Below are 16,602 nucleotides of genomic sequence, written 5' to 3' on the forward strand. Positions count from 1 at the left end.
ACCAGGGGCAGTCCACTTGCGAGTTGCTGTGAAAGGTCTGGCTGAGCCTCTAAGGTGGTGCATGGGCTGCGCCACCTTACAGATTACCGCCGACTATTGGATGTCGATGCTCATCGACACGAAACCAAGAGCGATGGTCCGCTGGTCGTTATTGCTTTTGTCCACCTTGTGCGGCGGAATGGGGGCCGGCGGGATGAAGGTGATGCGGTTGGTGTTCTCACCCTGCAGGTCGACGACCAGTCGTATTTCTGAATCACCCGCAGTCACTTGAATGTCGTAAGTATGACGACCGATTTCGACCTTTGTCGGTTTGCTAGCGTTGGAGGCAAACGCGTGGGCCTTTAGCACCAAGGTGAACCGCTGCGGCAGCGACTGGACGAACTCGAAGGTGGTCTTGCCCTGATCGGACCAGCGTCCCCACGGCTCGACGCCAGAAAGCCCGCTGGTGCTGGCGATGAAGTCAGGCAGGCCGGGCTTGGAGAAGTCGATGCCGCTGGCCATGTCACCGGGGTAGCGCGCCCCGAAGGCGTCCGCAAAATAATGGGCTTTCGCCATGATCTGCTTCGGCGTCAGGCCAGAGATGGGCGGATGTGCACGGTCGTTGAGCTTGAAGAACACGATCTCCTTGCTGGCATGCTCAAGTGTTGGCGGCATGTGCAGCAACTGCGTCAGCTCTTCGGTCACGGCATTACCGTTATCCTCATAGCCACGGCGATCAATGTAGATACCATCAAATCCAAGCCGACGGATGACCTCAAGCTGGTGCGACAGCGGCTCTTTGGCCAGAGACCGATAGAACAGATCCCCCGGGCGGCCTTTCATACCTCCGAAGCTCCAGTGCAGTGCCGAGGAATGCAGCACGCCGGTCATCATCTGGTAATTGAGCAGTCGGTGCATGATTGGCACTTCTGGGAAGCCGATGTAGGGCAATTGGTAGATGGCCGCGCCTACGGGTAGCGCCTTCTCGATGTTTTGGACAAACTGCTGGTCGTTTTCGAACGCGACCTTCTGTTTGGCATTGCAGTCCTGACACACAGAAGCAGTCTGGTCAGACAGGCCAAACAGCACCAGCACCGAGGCAATGGCCACGCTATAGCGCGTGTAGTGTGGGCGTTTGTGCAGCAGGCATTGCAGGGCCACGAAGAAGAACAGTATCGACCCGCAGGCGATGAAGATGCTGATCCTGTTCCAACCTCGGATCAACGGCGACACCACCAGCGCGAACAGCGAGCCCAGGCCCCCAATGGTGGCAAACATGAACAGTACAAAGATGATGGCCGCCAGCAAACGCAGCCGTTCATCGACCTTCAGGCGTGCTGGGGCGAGTGCCACCAGCAGTAAGGAGAGCATGAATCCTGCTGAGCCAATAATGCCTAGAGAGGATGTGGAGTTTTCGTTGTTCAGCGGCGAATTGCTGTACTCCCGAGCCACCTCTCGCAGCGTCGAAGAACGGTGGTCTCCCCTGGGTATCAGCAATTGCATCAACTTCAGACCGTAAATTTCAGACTCCAGCGGCAAGCGTTGGGCGGCCTCCGGGTTCCTGCCTTCGGTGAAGTTGCCGACCAAGTTAGGTGCAACGTTGAGCAGTACCCCTGCCACGGCGAACGTGCACAGCAGCGCAGCTTTCTTCGTACCTTGAAGATGCCCGGAGCGCACCGCGCTGAGGATGCCAGCCAGCGCCAGCATGATGATGCCGAACAGAGCGTAATAGACACCGAACGATGCCAGTACCACCATCCAGAGGGCAGCGAGTGCCAGCTTGCCCAAGGTTGTTCGGGCGCCAGGCACCTTGGCGGGGGTACGGTAGATAGTCAACGCCAGGTAGAAGAACAAAGGCGCAACGAAGTACCACGTATAAAAAAGATGCGGCAAGCGCAGGAAGTGAAACGGCACGAAAGTGTAGAGCGCACCGGTCGCCATCGCAAAACTGCGGTTCAGTCCGAAACCGCGCGCCGTTACATAGGTGGCGATGAAACAGGTGGCAAAGCCGAGCAGGTAGAAGAGGTTGACGCCGCCAACCCAGCCTCCAGTCAGCAGGGCGGTCAACTTGACGATCAAGTGATCGCCGCCGTCGGAGCCTGGGAAGTCAAAGAAGTTCGAGCCGAACGGATAACCGCTGCGAGCGTTCTCGAACAACCAGCCTTCGTGAACGCGCTGGGCCATCCAGGCATGGAACAGTCCATCGCCGCCATAGCTGTATGGCGCTGAGAGGTTGGGGACCAGCCCCTCGGGTATCCCACTTGTCAGAATGCTGGCGAGAAAGAACGATGCCAGCGCACCGAGCAGGATCAGTTTCCAGTCAGCTACCACTATCTCGCGCAAGGTCAGTGGTGGTGCGGCTTCCAGTGTCTCGTCTGCAGGTACCGAATTACGTGCGGTCATGGTCTTCGGCTCCGCCCGACTGGTCAAAGTTCAAGCGCTCGGCTTCCACCACCAACGGCATATTGCGCATTTTCGTATGCACCGACCCCAGATATTCCCCCAGCATGCCAAGAAACAGGATTTGCACCGAGCTAAAGAAGAACAGCGAAATCAGCAACGGCGCGATACCCATCTGGAACGAGTTCCAGAACAGCAGTTTGGCCAGCAGGAAGCCAAACGCGGCCAGCAGGCTCAGGCCCGCGAGCAAGCCACCGCCCATTACCATCAGGCGCAGGGGCACCTTGGAGTGGTTGGTGATGCCCAGCATGGCGATGTCGTACAGGGTGTAGAAGTTGTTTTTGGTGATGCCGCGCTGACGGCGTGGCTGCTTGAACGGAACGGTGGCGATCGGGAAGCCGATTTCGCACAGCAGGCCGCGGAAGTACGGATACGGGTCGTCGATCTTCTTCAGGATGTCCAGCACCGCACGGTCAAACAGGCCGGCACCGGTAGCGTTCTGCACCAGCGGTACTTCTGAAATGCGCGTGACGAAGCGGTAGTAGGCGCGGCGCACCAGGAACATCACGCGCGACTCTTCACTCTCCGGCTTCACCGCCATGACAGTCTTGAAGCCTTCCTCCCACTTCTTGACGAACTCTTCGATCATCTCGGGCGGGTCTTGCAGGTCGGAGGCGATCAGCACGGCACAGTCGCCATTGACCTGCAGCAGGGCATGGTAAGGCGAGCGGATATGGCCGAAGTTACGTGCGTTGAAGATCACCTTGACGCGTTTGTCCTGCGCGGCCAGGGCGTGCAGCTTGGCGTGGCTGCCGTCGGTCGAGCAGTTGTCGATGAATACATGTTCGTAATCGTAATCAAGGCGTGACATGACCTCGACGATGCGCTGGTAAAGCTCATCGATATTGGCTTCTTCGTTGTAGCAGGGAGTCACTATGCTGATCAGCTTACGCATAATTGAAAACGAACCTGTTATTGATGACAAAAGAGAGTAGGGCCATGGGCACGATCAATGCCATGCCTGCCAGGTAGGGGTCGACACCCAGCAGCTTGAGCGCCGCAATGCCGACCACGTTGGTGCCATAGACCACGCCATACCCGGCCACGAACCTGAAGATCAGTTTGTTGTTCTTCGAGCCGAACACCAGGGCCCCGGTGCTTTTGAAGTTGAAGGCGACGCCCAGCACGGTGGCCAGCAGCAGGGCGGCACTGTAGTGCAGGCCCAGGTACAGGAAACCGGCAAAGCAGCCATAGCCGAACGCCGCGTTCATCGCGCCCACCAGCAGGAAGCGAAACAGCTTCACCTGTAGCAGGCGGCGTATCCAGGGAAGTGACGGGTCAGTGTCTTGCATTGAGCTGCTGCCTGATCTCGCGTACCACACCGCTGAGCGACGAATCGCCTGGCACATAGCCGAACAACTGCTCGGCTCTACGGTTGTGGGAGTAGTAATGGGCCTTAGGGCCGGTGGCGTTGACTCGCGCCAGGTCACCGGCGACGCTGTGCCGCAGGCCGAAGGTTTCGCCGAGTGCTGCGAGCAACTCGAACTTGCCCACCGGCGCCTGGCTGTAGCAGTCGATGGCGGCATTGTAGGGCGGCGCTTGCAGGATGCGGTCGATCAACTGCAGAAAGTCGGGCGGCGTCAGGTAATCGCGCAGCATGTCGTCCGGCGCCACTTCCAGCACGCTGCCAGCGTGCAGCGCCCGCAGGATATCGCTGAGGAAGAAGCGTGCCTGCGGGGCCTGTCGGTGACTGAAGTAACTGAACACTCGCACATCGACGATTGCCGCCTCAGGCACCGCGCGGTGGCGGCATTCGGCCTGGAACTTGGCCGCACCGTACCAGTCCTGCGGGCGCAGGCCGTTGATCGGGAAGACCGCGTGCGAAGCTTCAGTGACGGGGGCTGCGAAGTTGCTGCCGTAGGCCGCGCCGCTGCTCAGGTAGATGTAGCGGCACGCCGGGCGGCTGCGCAGGTAATCCAGCGCCAGGTTGTCGTACTGGTCGGTGACCGTGAAGATTTCCTTGCCCATCTGTACCGCGCGGGCCGGGTCACCAACGCCGACGAAGTTGATGATCGCGTCAAACTGGCAGCTGGCGTCGAAGCCGGCATAGTCGCTGACGACAAAGCCCTTACGCGCTGCGATGGCCCGCAGCTCGGCATCCAGCGCGCCAGGCGCGCGGACGAACAAGGTGCAGGCGTAAGCGGTGTGTGCGGCAATGCTGGCAACCAGGTCCTTGGCAATGTGGCTGCTGGCCCCGAGAATCGCCAGCTTCATCGGCCCAGGTCCATCAGCGGCGACTGCTCATTGATCGGCCGACCAAACTCCAGGCGAGGGCGGCATTCGCGGGCATCGGGCATCAACACTTCGATCAACATCGGCTTGCCGTTGGCCAGGAACTCGGTCACCGCGGCGTTGAAGGCAGCCAGGTCGATAACGCTGTGCGACGGGATGCCGTACGCCTCGCCCAAGGCCTTGAACTGCGAGGTGTAGCCGTTCCAGTAGGTCGACGAGTTGCGCCCCTCGAAGTACATTTCCTGGAAGCCACGCACCATGCCCAGTGAGTGGTTGTTCATGACGATGGTCAGGATCGGCAACTGGTCGCGGGCGATGATATCCAGTTCCTGAATGTTCAACTGCGCGCCGCCGTCACCGGTGATGACGATGACCGGCTTGTCACCGGCGATGCTCACCCCAACTGCGGCCGGGATGGCGAAGCCCATGGTGCCCAGGCCGCCGGAGTGGTGCATAGCCTGATTGGGGCCCAGGCGCAGGGTATGCGCTGCCCACATCTGGTTGTTGCCGACATCGGCAACGTAGTCCAAGGTGCGGTCAGCGGTCAGTTCGTTGAGTGTGCTGAACAGGGCGAACGGGCTGACGCTCCAGTCCGCATACTCATCGGCGAACGACTGCGCGAACACCTTGGCCAGGTACGTGCGCCAGGCCGCTGGCGCCATTGGCAGCGTGGCGGCATGGCTGATGAAGTCGACGAATACGCTGTCGAGTTCGGCCTGGATCGACTGCTGCGCCTTGACCCGGTTGTCCAACTGCGCGGCATCCAGGTCAAACTGGATAACCTGTGCATTGGCGGCGAAGGTTTCGGTCTTGGCGCCGGTCTGGCGCACATCCATACGGCTGCCGAACACCATCAGCAGGTCGCAGTTTTGCACCGCATGGTTGGCGGCGCGGGTGCCATAGGCCCCGAGCATGCCCAGGTAATGCTCGCTGGCGGTGAGCTTTTCAGCGCCTTTGAGGCTGGCGACGTGGGGGATACCCAGTTTGCCAATCTGGCTCAGCCAACGGCTGAAGTTAGGGCAGTTGACAGCGCCGCCGCCGATCAGGAACAGCGGCTTCTGCGCCTTGGCCAACGCGGCCCAGACCTCGCCGAACGAGCCTTGGGATTCGGCCACGGGGACGGCCAGGCTGGCTTTGATCAATTGGTCGAGTACCACCTCATCGACTTCGGCGCGCTGGATGTCCATGGGGATGTCCAGCAGGACCGGCCCTGGACGGCCTTCTCGCGCAATACGCAGCGCTTTGAGCAGGCTCGGAATGAGTTCGTCGACGTGGGTGATCTGGTGTGCGTACTTGGTGATGCTGCTCACCAGTGCCACGCTGTCGAGTTCCTGGAAACCCTGCTGGCGGATAGGGCGGTCGCCCTTGAGCTCGTGGGTGTTCACCTGCCCGGTGAGGAACACGCATGGATGGCTGTCCAGCCAGCAGTCGGCAATGCCCGTGATCAGGTTGGTGGCGCCTGGGCCGCTGGTGCCCAGTGCCACGCCCATAACCTTGTGGTGGGTCGCACGGGCGACCCCAGATGCAGCGAAGGCCGCGCCTTGCTCATGGTGCATGGATACCAACTTGGTCTTGCCGAGCAAGTTAATACTGTCCACCAGATGGGCGATCATTCCACCGATGAGCTCAAAACCATAGAGGACGTTGTGGTCCGCCAGAACTTTTGCTACTGCATCTGAAGCTTTCATAAGTTAGAAACCGATCCCGAAGAATTCTTCCAGCTTTTCACCGACGAAGTCGAAGTGTTCTTGCCCCAGCGAAGGCTGCACGCCTAGCCAGAAGGTCTGATTCATGGTTCGGTCGGTGTTGGTCAGCTCGCCGACCACGCGGTATTCCACGTTGTGGAAGTATGGCTGGCGGATCAGGTTGCCGGCGAACAGCAGGCGGGTGCCGATCTTGTGCTGATCGAGGAACTTCAGCAGGTCGACACGCTTGACCCCGGCGCTTTCCTTCAGAGTGACCGGGAAGCCGAACCAGGACGGCTCGCTGTTCGGGGTTGGCTCGGCGATTTCCAGGAAGTCGCTCAGGCTCGACAGACGCTCTTTGAGCAGCTTGAAATTACGCTTGCGGGTTCCGATGAACTCCGGTGCACGGTCCAGTTGGGCCAGGCCACAGGCGGCCTGCATGTCGGTGATCTTCAGGTTGTAGCCCAGGTGGGCGTACACGTATTTGTGGTCGTAACCTTGCGGCAGGCTGCCGAACTTCTGACCGAAGCGGTTGCCACAGGTGTCGTCGCAACCTGGGGCACAGTAGCAGTCACGACCCCAGTCACGGAACGACTCGGCAATCAGCTTGAGCTGGGCGTTGTTGGTGAACACCGCACCGCCTTCACCCATGGTGATGTGGTGCGCCGGGTAGAAGCTCAGGGTGGCGATGTCGCCAAAGGTGCCGACCAGCTTACCGTCGTAGGTGGCGCCCAGGGCGTCACAGCAGTCCTCGACCAGCCACAGGTTGTACTTCTCGCAGATCGCCTTGACCTTGGCCAGGTTGAACGGGTTGCCCAGGGTGTGGGCGAGCATGATGGCCTTGGTTTTCGGGGTGATGGCGGCCTCGATCAGGTCGGCATTGATGTTGTGGGTGGCCATGTCGACGTCGACGAACACCGGGATGGCGCCGAACTGCACGATCGGGTTGACGGTAGTCGGGAAGCCGGCGGCCACACCGATCACTTCGTCGCCTTTCTTGATGGCGCGCTCACCCAGCTTGGGTGAAGTCAGGGTGCTGAAGGCTACCAGGTTGGCAGACGAACCCGAGTTGACAGTGATCAGGTATTTGACGCCGAGGAATTCCGCCAGTTTTTTCTCGAACTGCGCGTTGAAACGGCCGGTGGTCAGCCAGCCGTCCAGTGACGCTTCGACCATCAATTGCAGTTCACGGGCGCCGATCACCTTGCCCGAAGGAGGGATGACGGTTTCGCCCCCAACAAAAGGTTTGGCCGCCAGGGCCATCTGGGCATAGCGCTCGACGAGCTGGCTGATTTCCTGACGGAGCATATCGGGGGTCATAGTAGTTCCTGCTCAAGCTGATAGTTGTTTAGGCGCCAGAAGCCATGGCGGCCATGTAGCTGCTGATTTCGTCCACGCAGCGGGTGTGCATGTCAGCGCCCTGAAGCCAGGCGCGGTGCCAGTTGACGATGTGGGTCAAGGTGGTTTCAAGGTTCCAGGTCGGCTCCCACTTCAGGTGGGTGCGGGCCTTGGAAATGTCCAGTTTCAGGTAACGGGCTTCGTGCGGCTGCGGGTCGTTGTCCAGCCGCCAGCGAGCTCCATCACCCCACGCCTGGACCATGTGGTCGAGGATCCATTCGACTGAGCGGGCGTCTTCGTCGCGCGGCCCGAAGTTCCAGCCCTGCGCGACGGCGTGGCCATGCTCCGATAGCTGCTGGGCCAGCACAAGGTAACCGCTGAGCGGCTCCAGCACATGCTGCCAAGGGCGGGTAGCCTTGGGGTTGCGCACCACCACCGGCTCGCCCTGCGCCACGGCGCGCAGGATGTCGGGGATCAGCCGGTCATCAGCCCAGTCGCCGCCACCGATCACGTTGCCGGCGCGTGCCGAGGCTATGGCCGCTGCGTGTTCGGTGTTGAAGAACGAGTTGCGGTAGGCACTAGTGATCAGCTCGACGCAGCCCTTGCTGTTGCTGTAGGGGTCGTGGCCACCCATGGGCTCGTTTTCACGGTAGCCCCATTCCCATTCCTGATTTTCGTAGCACTTGTCGGTTGTGACATTGACGATTGCACGCAGGCTCGGGCACTGGCGCGCGGCTTCCAGCACGTGGATGGTGCCCATCACGTTGGTGGCGTAGGTTTCCACCGGTTCACGATAAGACAGGCGCACCAGCGGCTGAGCCGCCATATGGATCAGTATGTCCGGGTCGAACGCCGTCATGCTCTCGGTGATGGCCGCCAGGTCGCGGATGTCGCCAATCTGCGAGGCGTGCATTCCGCGCTCGACCTGCGCCTGTTCGAACAGCGAAGGGGAAGTTGGCGGAGCCAGGGCAAAGCCCTTTACCTTCGCGCCCATGCCCTGCAGCCACAGGGCCAGCCAGCTGCCCTTGAAGCCGGTGTGGCCGGTGAGGAAGACCTTCTTGCCTTGCCAGAAGGCGGCAGAGACGGAAGCTTTCATGTTCGCGTTATTCCCAGGATTTCCACGGCGCGGCGCCATTCTGCCACAGCTTTTCCAGCAGGTTCTTGTCGTGCAGGGTGTCCATCGGCTGCCAGAAACCGGCGTGCTCGAAGGCCATCAGCTGACCGTCGTCGGCCAGGCCCATCAGCGGCTCCTGCTCCCACACGGTGCTGTCGGCGCTCAGGCGGTCGAGCACCTTCGGCGAAAGCACGAAGAAGCCGCCGTTGATCATGGCACCGTCGCCCTTAGGCTTCTCCTTGAAGTTCAGGACCTGGCCGTTGCTGATGTCCAGCGCACCGAAACGCCCTGGCGGGTAAGTGGCGGTCAGGGTTGCGTCCTTGCCGTGACGCTTGTGAAAGGCGATGGTGGCGCTGATGTCCATATCGCCGACGCCATCACCGTAGGTGAAGCAGAAGGCTTCTTCGTGGCGCACATAGTTGGCCACGCGGCGCAGGCGACCGCCGGTCATCGAAGTTTCGCCGGTGTCAACCAGGGTCACGTTCCAGTCTTCGGCACGCTTGTCGTGCACTTCCATACTGTTGTCACGCATGTTGAAGGTGACGTCCGAAGTGTGCAGGAAGTAATTGGCAAAGTACTCCTTGATCATGTAGCCCTTGTAGCCGCAGCAGATGATGAAGTCATTGATGCCATGGGAGGAGTACATCTTCATGATGTGCCAGAGGATCGGCTTGCCACCGATTTCGACCATGGGCTTGGGGCGAGTACCGGTCTCTTCGCTCAACCGCGTGCCCAGCCCCCCTGCCAAAATGACTGCTTTCATGACTTATCCTTGTTAGTTTGAGCTTACAAAAGCATCGGAGTAAAAGTGCTTGGTCGGCAAGCCGGCGGCGGTCAGTGCGATACGGGCGGAGTGGATCATATCCTCCGAGCCGCAGGCATAGATGACCGCATCAGCAAGCTCGATGTCGTCCTCGAGCAGTGCCTTTTGCACGTAGCCGGTGCGCCCCTGCCAGTCGGCGTGGGCGCGCGACAATACCGGGATGAATTCGGCATTGAGCCCCTGGAGCTGAGGGGCCCAATAGATATCGCCGGGATGACGCCCACCCCAGTAGACGTAGATTTTCTTGCCAGCGGCCAGTTCCGGGTTACCCAGCAGTTGCTCGAGCATGGCCTTGACTGGTGCGATCCCGGTGCCGGTGGCAAGGAAGACGATAGTGCCTACGTCCTTATCGCGCAGGCAGAAGGTGCCCAGTGGGCCTTCCAGGCGCAGCAGGTCATTGTGCTTGGCGCTGCCGAACCAGTACTGGGACATCATGCCTTGTTCGACTTCGCGGATCTGCAACTCCAGCTTGCCGTCTTCGCGCTGGGCGTTGGCGATGGAGTAGCTGCGGCGCAGGCCGCCTTCGCCGATCACGTCCAGGTACTGGCCCGGCAGGTAGTTGAGCTTGCCGGTGGGCGGTACGCGCAGCACCACTTCGACCACGTTGTCGGCCAAGCGGGTGAGACTGTCGATACGACAAGGGACGGTCTTGACCACGATGTTGCTGAGGGCGCCGAGGTCTTCGGCGTCGATTTCCACGTCGCTGGTGGCGTGGCGGCAGCAGGTCAGGATCATCCCGGCAGCCCGCTCTTCGGCGGTCAGCGAGGTTTCTTCACGGAAGGCTTCAGTTTTGCCGCATACGACGGTGGTCTTGCAAATGCCGCAACGGCCGGTGCGGCAGCTGTATTCCAGGGTGATGCCGACGGCCTTGGCACTGTCGAGCAGTGAGATGCCAAATTCGGAACTGAATGTCTTACCGTTTTGAAGTTTTACTGAAGCCATTTATCGCGCTGAAGTGCTTGCCTATGCTGAATACGATAAGTCGCCAGGCCGCAGGCGACGCACTGTCAGTCGCGGACATCATGACTGACACGTGGAGCCCTTGCACTCCTGGATATGTGTAGTTTGCAGCCTAGGAGGTGATAACGGCACCAGGTCGCTGCTGTGGGTAAGTTCATTCTGTAAACATAAATTATATGCTGCGTGCGGGCGTCACCTTTTCTGCATGCTTTCGCCATTATCTTTGCGCATCTCTGCGCCCACAGGCGACTCGGAGAAGTAGGCTAAGGTCTCCGCTTTCCTCCGTTGAACCAACCCCGGTAGCCTTTCCCAGTCGACCACCCACTTCATCAGCTCAGAGGGAACGCTTTCGTGCTCTCCCCCATTGACCTTCCGCCTTAGATCAGCACAAGGTAAGACGTTGGTGTTGGGCGGCTTAGTTGCTATTTGGGTCCGCAGTAGAAGAATCCATTGGGGGCGGGCACTGTTTGTTGCTGCTTGCGGCGCCCCTCAGCTCCGCCCTTTCTTGCTACCCACCCCGGGAGTTCCCCACAAGTCGGGCGGTGATTGCAGAGACAAAGATGCTGCGTATGAGCGGGCTGATCGCCCTCCAGCACATCAATTTTTCAGAAACCCACGTTTCTTCCCGAGACCCTCAAATTGCCTGCTATAATCTCAGCTTCGGCGCTGCGGAGAGGTGGCAGAGTGGTCGAATGTACCTGACTCGAAATCAGGCGTACGTGCAAGCGTACCGAGGGTTCGAATCCCTCCCTCTCCGCCAAGTTTCATTGAAAATCAATGGGTTCCAGGAGAATTTAAAATCTGTACCACATAAAGTACCACAAAAAACATCCTTGTGTTGTTTGGCGATGGAGCTAAAGTGGGAATGGTATGGTTCTTTTTAAACTGTCGAAATGCATTCATCATAAGCTGATGATGAATTGCTAAATTAGCGGCTGTAGCTCAGCTGGATAGAGTACTTGGCTACGAACCAAGGGGTCGTGGGTTCGATTCCTGCCAGCCGCACCAAAACACGTCAAGCCTCAGAGTAGCAATGCTCTGAGGCTTTTTCGTTTTGATGTCTTGGACTGTAAGGGGGATGCGGACAAAAACTTGGACTACCAGGAGGTAGTTCATGTATTCCTACGAAGACAGAATCCGAGCTGTTGAGCTATATACATAAAGCTAGGCTTGCGAGTCAGGCCCACGATCAGGCAGTTGGGTTACCCAAGCAAGAATGCCCTAAAGGGCTGGCATCGCGAGTATCTGCAGCGCTTAGACCTACCGACGGGCTATGCAGGCCGCATATCAAAGTTCTCGCAGGCGCAGAAGGCCGCAGCCATCGAGCACTACCTCACCCATGACCGATGCATCGCGGCCACCATGAGGGCGTTGGGCTACCCCGGTCGTGGAACGCTTACCAATTGGGTGCGTGAGGCATTCCCTGAGGCCAGAAGGGCTCTGGTTGGCAGATGATTTGATGTGTTGGTTTAACGGTGTCTGGTTGGACGTCTTTCCTCCTTCTCTCAAACTCTGCAGGTGACAGGTATCCCAGCCCCGAATGCAACCGGTGCTGGTTGTACCAAGATTCAATCCAGCTAAAGATATCCAGCCTCGCCTGCGCCTTGGTGGGCCAGCTTCTGCGGTCTATGAGTTCGCACTCGAGCGTGGCAAAGAAGCTTTCAGCCATGGCGTTGTCATACGCGTCGCCCACCGAACCCATGGAGGGGCGAACCTTCATTTGCTCGCGGCGCTTGCCAAAGGCGATGCTGGTGTATTGGCTGCCCATATCGCTGTGGTGAATGACTTGCTCGGGGCACCTGGTGTACAGCGCCATATTGAGCGCTGCAATCACCAAGTCCGCTGTCATTCTTGTGCCAAAGGCCCAGCCAACGACCTTGCGACTGCATGCGTCAACGACAACTGCCAGATACAAGAAACCTTGCCATGTCGGGATATAGGTCATGTCAGCCACCCACAGCTGGTTGATGTCAGCTGCGGTGAAACAGCGCTGCACCAAGTCCGGCGCAGGTCTGTCACTTGGGTTGCGCTTGGTGGTCACCACAAAGCCCCGGCGGCGGCTAACGCCTTGCAAGCCCATCACGCGCATCAAGCGCTCAACCCTTTTGAGGTTGACCCGTTGCCCCATGTGGCCCAGCTGTGCGTGCACACGCGGGGCTCCGTAAGTCGCATCACTGGCTTGGTGAATCTGCGTGATTTGCGCACACAGGGCAGCATTGGCAAGTTGACGAGCACTGGGCGAGCGGCTGCGCCACTCGTAATAGCCGCTGGTGCTCACCTGCAGATGCTTGCACATGGCATCGATGGGAAAGGCGGCCTGGTTCGCAGCAATCAGCGTGTAGACGGCGTGCCTGCTTCGCTTTTGTGTGCAAACCAGGCCGTAGCCTTTGCCAAGATGTCGCGCTCCTGCTTAACCTGTCGCAGTTCACGACGAAGGGCTGCTAGTTCTTGGCGCTCGGCGGTCGTCAGTGGTGCATCTGGACTGACATCACCTGCAGCATCAATTTTGCTTTGGCGTACCCAAGTGCCGATGCTGGTGGCGTGGCAGCCAAATTCCTTGGCAAGGTCTGAATGACTGCGTCCGGCGTTGGCCAGCTCCACGATTTGTTGGCGGTACTCCGCCGGATAGGCTCCCTGCTTGATTGGCATGGTGGACTCCTTTATCTAGAAATATAAGGTGTCCGGTCAAATGGGGGAACTTCAACTTCAGCGCCCACAAAGTCATCGAGACACTCGGGCAGCAAGGTCACTTGCTCGCGGGCCTGGCCTTCAATGAATCGCTTCATGGGTCACCTCGCTAAAACTGGGTGCTGTGATTTTAAATTTTGAAGCGTGAGCGGCCAAGCGTTTTCACACAGCCTCGACCCGTTGCTGTCGTTCGTGGCTCGATAGTCAATGCTTGCTTTGCAGCGTTACCTGCAAGTAGCAGTCGATTCCTAAATGCATCCTTGATGCATAGCCCCCTTCAAGCTATCAGGGACATGACTTGCCTTGAACGGTCGCCTTCTAGATGCACCTCACATCTCACTCTCCTGACGCGTGACCGTTCTATAGTCAAGGCATGACATGCCACCACTGAGCCTTCATCAGCGGGCTTAGCGATCTACCCCCGGCGTTGTATGTCTGTCACAACAAGCTCAGTAAGGGAATGCCCATTTATGCAGGCCGCATCGTCCAAGCGACAATGTGATGCTGCTAGCAATAAGAACAGTTGTGTCCTTCGTGATCGCTAAGCAGCCATCCATCCACCTGCACCAATGGCAAGGATTCCTATTTATGAGTGTGTCCCAATCAGGGGCCTTGCATGGGCGCATCCAAATGCCGATGTGTGGCAGCCCCTGTGCATGTCTGGTGACGACGCATAGTCGGTGTCAATTTCATACTTGGCATGGACTCCATGCGCCCATTAATGGCTATTGGCATTATTAGAATGTGTTGAGGGTGGTCTGATAACGGGTCCAAGATGATCGCGATTAATTACAATTTATTCTTTGCCACGTCCGCCTTCGTTTCAGGGCTCGCACTTATTCCTCTGCTTTTGTCCAACCATACTCGCCAAATTGGCATTAAGAGAATTGGGCTATACACACTTGGTTTTTTAATTGCTACTTTAGCAGTGTGCTTATATGTCGGCTGGTTTGGTGATAATCCAACAATTTACTCTTCTGCTGGAAATGGCTTATTGACGCTAGGTGTGGCCGTGCAAACCCTTGGCATCAGAAGGTTTTATGGCCGGCCTTTGATAGGGTATTTTATCATACCCTGCATGCTAATTTCTGAGATCTTGGTTCTTTGGTTTATGTGGGGTAATGCGAATTATCAGTATAGACTGATGAGCTTTACTTCTTTTTTGTTTGTATTTGTCTTTATTCAATTCATCACCGTTATTCGATATGGTGAAAAGTCTTTCGTTAATCGCTTACTTGCGACCTCGCTTGCCATCGAAAGCTTGATTTATTTGATTCGATTTGTCACTTTATTTATACCTGACCTGATACCCTCCGACCCAAGGGAATCTTCTTATATTCAAATTGTTTACGTTTTTGTTTTTTGCGCAGTGATGCCAATCACCGCCATCTGTTTAATGATCAACGGAAATTATTTACTACAGCAAAAATCGATTGTCGATGCCCAGGTGAAAGATCAACAAAAGACAGAAACCTTGGGTTTTATTAGTCATGATCTTCGGGCACCCCTCGCAACTATCTCTGGATATGCCGAACTGCTACTCAATGATGCTACGGATGCACAAAGAAAATATCTGATATCCATTCAAAACAATATTAAATATCAATTAAATTTGATCGATGAGCTGCAAGACTACTCGAAGACGGAGTTGCAGCCCCTTGCCCTGAAATCCGAATTAACCTATTTGCTTCCTTTGTTGGAAGATATTTCGGAATATGCTACTGCTTTATGTTTGAGACAGAAGAACTGCTTCCGCTGTCAACTTCCATCAAGAGTTCCGACATTGATTGATGTGGACGGCAATCGACTGCGTCAAGTACTCCTTAATTTACTTTCTAACTCAGCGAAATTTACGCATGATGGAGTCGTAACGCTATCGGTCATTCTGGATTCTAAAGAGGGGGGGCGCTATCTGCAATTCGCGGTCAGCGACACAGGAATTGGGATTGATTTGACTTCCAACATCGATATATTTGGGGCTTTTCAGCAGATCCAAGCTGCAAGCGGAAGCACAGGGTTGGGCTTGTTCATTGCGCAGCGCATTCTTTCGGCCATGGGTAGCACCTTGCGCGTGTCCAGTGGCGTTGGTCAAGGTTCCACCTTTTCATTTGCATTGCCCATGCCTGAGATAGAAGACACTGAATCGAGTTGGTCTGTTGTCCCACCAAGCAAGACCGGTTATCGCGAATTGCTGCAAGATATGGACTGGCCCAAGCAGGCTCTACCGGAGGATGCAGCCCTGGATGAGCTCGCCAGCCTAGCATTGCATGGCCGTCTAACGGATATTGAAAACTGGGTCGAATTCCATTGCCAAGATCCCAGCCGCGCCCCATTCACTACCCTGGTCAGAGGAATGTTGGAAAATTTCGATTTTTCCGGTATACATACGCTGGCATTGCGAGTCCAGGAACGCACTCAAAGACAACCATAGCGCATCTGCAATTTGAAGCCTTGATCATCCAGATGGCCATTGTTCAAGCCTGGACCGGCTCTATCGAAATGAACCCGCTACGCGCAAAGCGGTCTTCGAAGTGCTAGGCCAATCAATTATCAGTCAGAAAGGGTGCTGAAATGGAACTTCAGGAAAGGTTGCATTCAAGGACTGGTGTTGGCCGATAGTGACTGTACCAGTTCGACCAACATGAGTCATCCGTTCCAATAAGCTAAACGCTATTTCTTAAAGCAAGGATGTTCTTTCCCTTCTCTGGGGCTTCGGGCGAAAAACACTGTAGCGATCCATCCTGAGAGTCGATGAACAACCTTCCACAAGATCCACATTGCCACATCGTGCGCGTCGGCGTCTGGATTATTTTTCTTGCGTGCATATATGCATCATCCTTGCTTAATTTGCCGCTGAAGATTGAATCAATGATGGCACTGTCGATAGTGTCAAAAACATTGAACCAGCCTTGATCAGGCGTTAAATGTGCTTTGTTGGGTAGGTAATCCGTACCATCAACAATGAGAGAACCACAGCGGCATGGAATTTTCAAAGTAAAGCCTCAGATTAGTATTGCCGGAGTGTTCCCGCAGTATTCTAGAGCGCATCAAAGGACTGCTATTGGCCGTATGCGGCGGCTTTGTTGCACTACAGGGACTTCCCATGAATGCAAGCACTGGCCGGAATTATTTTGACAAACAAGCATGTCCCGTCAGTCAAGACGATCAAAGCGCGTAAAACGAGGAACAGACTGCACATCTACAGACGGGGTTCAGCACAGATGTGCGCCCCAAGAAACAAACCGCGCAGCAAGGCTCCATTCAAATCCCGTGATGTCTTGCGACTCACAATGCAACAATCGAGCTTGCTTGCTGCTGGTCTG

At 56.9% G+C, this 16,602-nt stretch carries 12 protein-coding genes, 2 tRNA genes and 1 pseudogene; 4 read left to right on the top strand and 11 right to left on the bottom strand.

Features of this window, described 5'->3' with window-relative positions:
* Nucleotides 1-93 precede the first annotated feature (93 nt).
* The 9 genes from ABIE32_RS19300 to ABIE32_RS19340 are packed head-to-tail and all read right to left on the bottom strand — an operon-like array spanning nt 94 to nt 10,573.
* Nucleotides 94-2,382, bottom strand: a complete 2,289-nt coding sequence (locus tag ABIE32_RS19300; RefSeq protein WP_429018507.1) for a DUF7024 domain-containing protein — start codon at nt 2,380-2,382, stop codon at nt 94-96.
* Nucleotides 2,369-3,334, bottom strand: coding sequence for a glycosyltransferase family 2 protein (locus ABIE32_RS19305; RefSeq protein WP_429018510.1), 966 nt, complete (start codon nt 3,332-3,334; stop codon nt 2,369-2,371). Before ABIE32_RS19305 ends, ABIE32_RS19300 begins: the two co-directional genes overlap by 14 nt.
* Entirely contained in the window at nt 3,327-3,731 is a 405-nt protein-coding gene (locus ABIE32_RS19310; RefSeq protein WP_429018513.1) for a GtrA family protein, read from the bottom strand. Before ABIE32_RS19310 ends, ABIE32_RS19305 begins: the two co-directional genes overlap by 8 nt.
* On the bottom strand, nt 3,718-4,653 hold the full coding sequence (locus ABIE32_RS19315) for an NAD-dependent epimerase/dehydratase family protein (RefSeq protein ID WP_429018514.1): 936 nt from the start codon (nt 4,651-4,653) through the stop codon (nt 3,718-3,720). The genes ABIE32_RS19310 and ABIE32_RS19315 overlap by 14 nt, the downstream gene beginning before the upstream one ends.
* Nucleotides 4,650-6,359, bottom strand: coding sequence for a thiamine pyrophosphate-binding protein (locus ABIE32_RS19320; protein ID WP_429018517.1), 1,710 nt, complete (start codon nt 6,357-6,359; stop codon nt 4,650-4,652). Before ABIE32_RS19320 ends, ABIE32_RS19315 begins: the two co-directional genes overlap by 4 nt.
* 3 nt (nt 6,360-6,362) lie before the next feature.
* Nucleotides 6,363-7,676: a lipopolysaccharide biosynthesis protein RfbH gene (rfbH, locus tag ABIE32_RS19325; protein ID WP_429018520.1), complete on the bottom strand. Its 1,314-nt coding sequence runs from the start codon at nt 7,674-7,676 to the stop codon at nt 6,363-6,365.
* Between the two features lie 28 nt (nt 7,677-7,704).
* On the bottom strand, nt 7,705-8,790 hold the full coding sequence (gene rfbG, locus ABIE32_RS19330) for a CDP-glucose 4,6-dehydratase (protein WP_429018523.1): 1,086 nt from the start codon (nt 8,788-8,790) through the stop codon (nt 7,705-7,707).
* 7 nt (nt 8,791-8,797) lie between these two features.
* Nucleotides 8,798-9,571, bottom strand: coding sequence for a glucose-1-phosphate cytidylyltransferase (gene rfbF / locus ABIE32_RS19335; protein WP_429018526.1), 774 nt, complete (start codon nt 9,569-9,571; stop codon nt 8,798-8,800).
* 12 nt (nt 9,572-9,583) lie between these two features.
* Nucleotides 9,584-10,573: an FAD-binding oxidoreductase gene (locus ABIE32_RS19340; protein WP_429018529.1), complete on the bottom strand. Its 990-nt coding sequence runs from the start codon at nt 10,571-10,573 to the stop codon at nt 9,584-9,586.
* Between the two features lie 688 nt (nt 10,574-11,261).
* Here ABIE32_RS19340 and ABIE32_RS19345 point away from each other — a divergent pair.
* From ABIE32_RS19345 to ABIE32_RS19355, 3 genes and pseudogenes are all read left to right on the top strand, one after another.
* A tRNA-Ser gene (locus ABIE32_RS19345) sits at nt 11,262-11,351 on the top strand.
* Between the two features lie 171 nt (nt 11,352-11,522).
* A tRNA-Arg gene (locus ABIE32_RS19350) sits at nt 11,523-11,599 on the top strand.
* Between the two features lie 106 nt (nt 11,600-11,705).
* Nucleotides 11,706-12,043 (top strand): annotated as a pseudogene (locus ABIE32_RS19355) (IS3 family transposase); the annotation flags it as partial.
* Here the strand turns inward: ABIE32_RS19355 and ABIE32_RS19360 are convergent.
* Nucleotides 11,988-13,240, bottom strand: a protein-coding gene (locus tag ABIE32_RS19360) for an IS3 family transposase (protein ID WP_429018532.1) whose coding sequence is annotated in 2 segments (ribosomal slippage) — nt 11,988-12,973 and nt 12,973-13,240 — 1,254 coding nt in all. Because the reading frame shifts where the segments join, the coding sequence is not laid out codon by codon here. The pseudogene ABIE32_RS19355 and the gene ABIE32_RS19360 overlap by 56 nt on opposite strands.
* Before the next feature lie 11 nt (nt 13,241-13,251).
* Nucleotides 13,252-13,377: a hypothetical protein gene (locus ABIE32_RS19365; protein WP_429018544.1), complete on the bottom strand. Its 126-nt coding sequence runs from the start codon at nt 13,375-13,377 to the stop codon at nt 13,252-13,254.
* Between the two features lie 677 nt (nt 13,378-14,054).
* On the opposite strand from ABIE32_RS19365, the gene ABIE32_RS19370 reads away from it, so the two are divergent.
* Nucleotides 14,055-15,710 (top strand): sensor histidine kinase, encoded by a 1,656-nt coding sequence (locus ABIE32_RS19370; RefSeq protein ID WP_429018535.1) that lies wholly within the window; start codon nt 14,055-14,057, stop codon nt 15,708-15,710.
* Nucleotides 15,711-16,602: the final 892 nt, after the last annotated feature.

This window comes from Comamonas sp. 4034, from assembly GCF_050434545.1.
Taxonomy (GTDB): domain Bacteria; phylum Pseudomonadota; class Gammaproteobacteria; order Burkholderiales; family Burkholderiaceae_C; genus Comamonas; species Comamonas odontotermitis.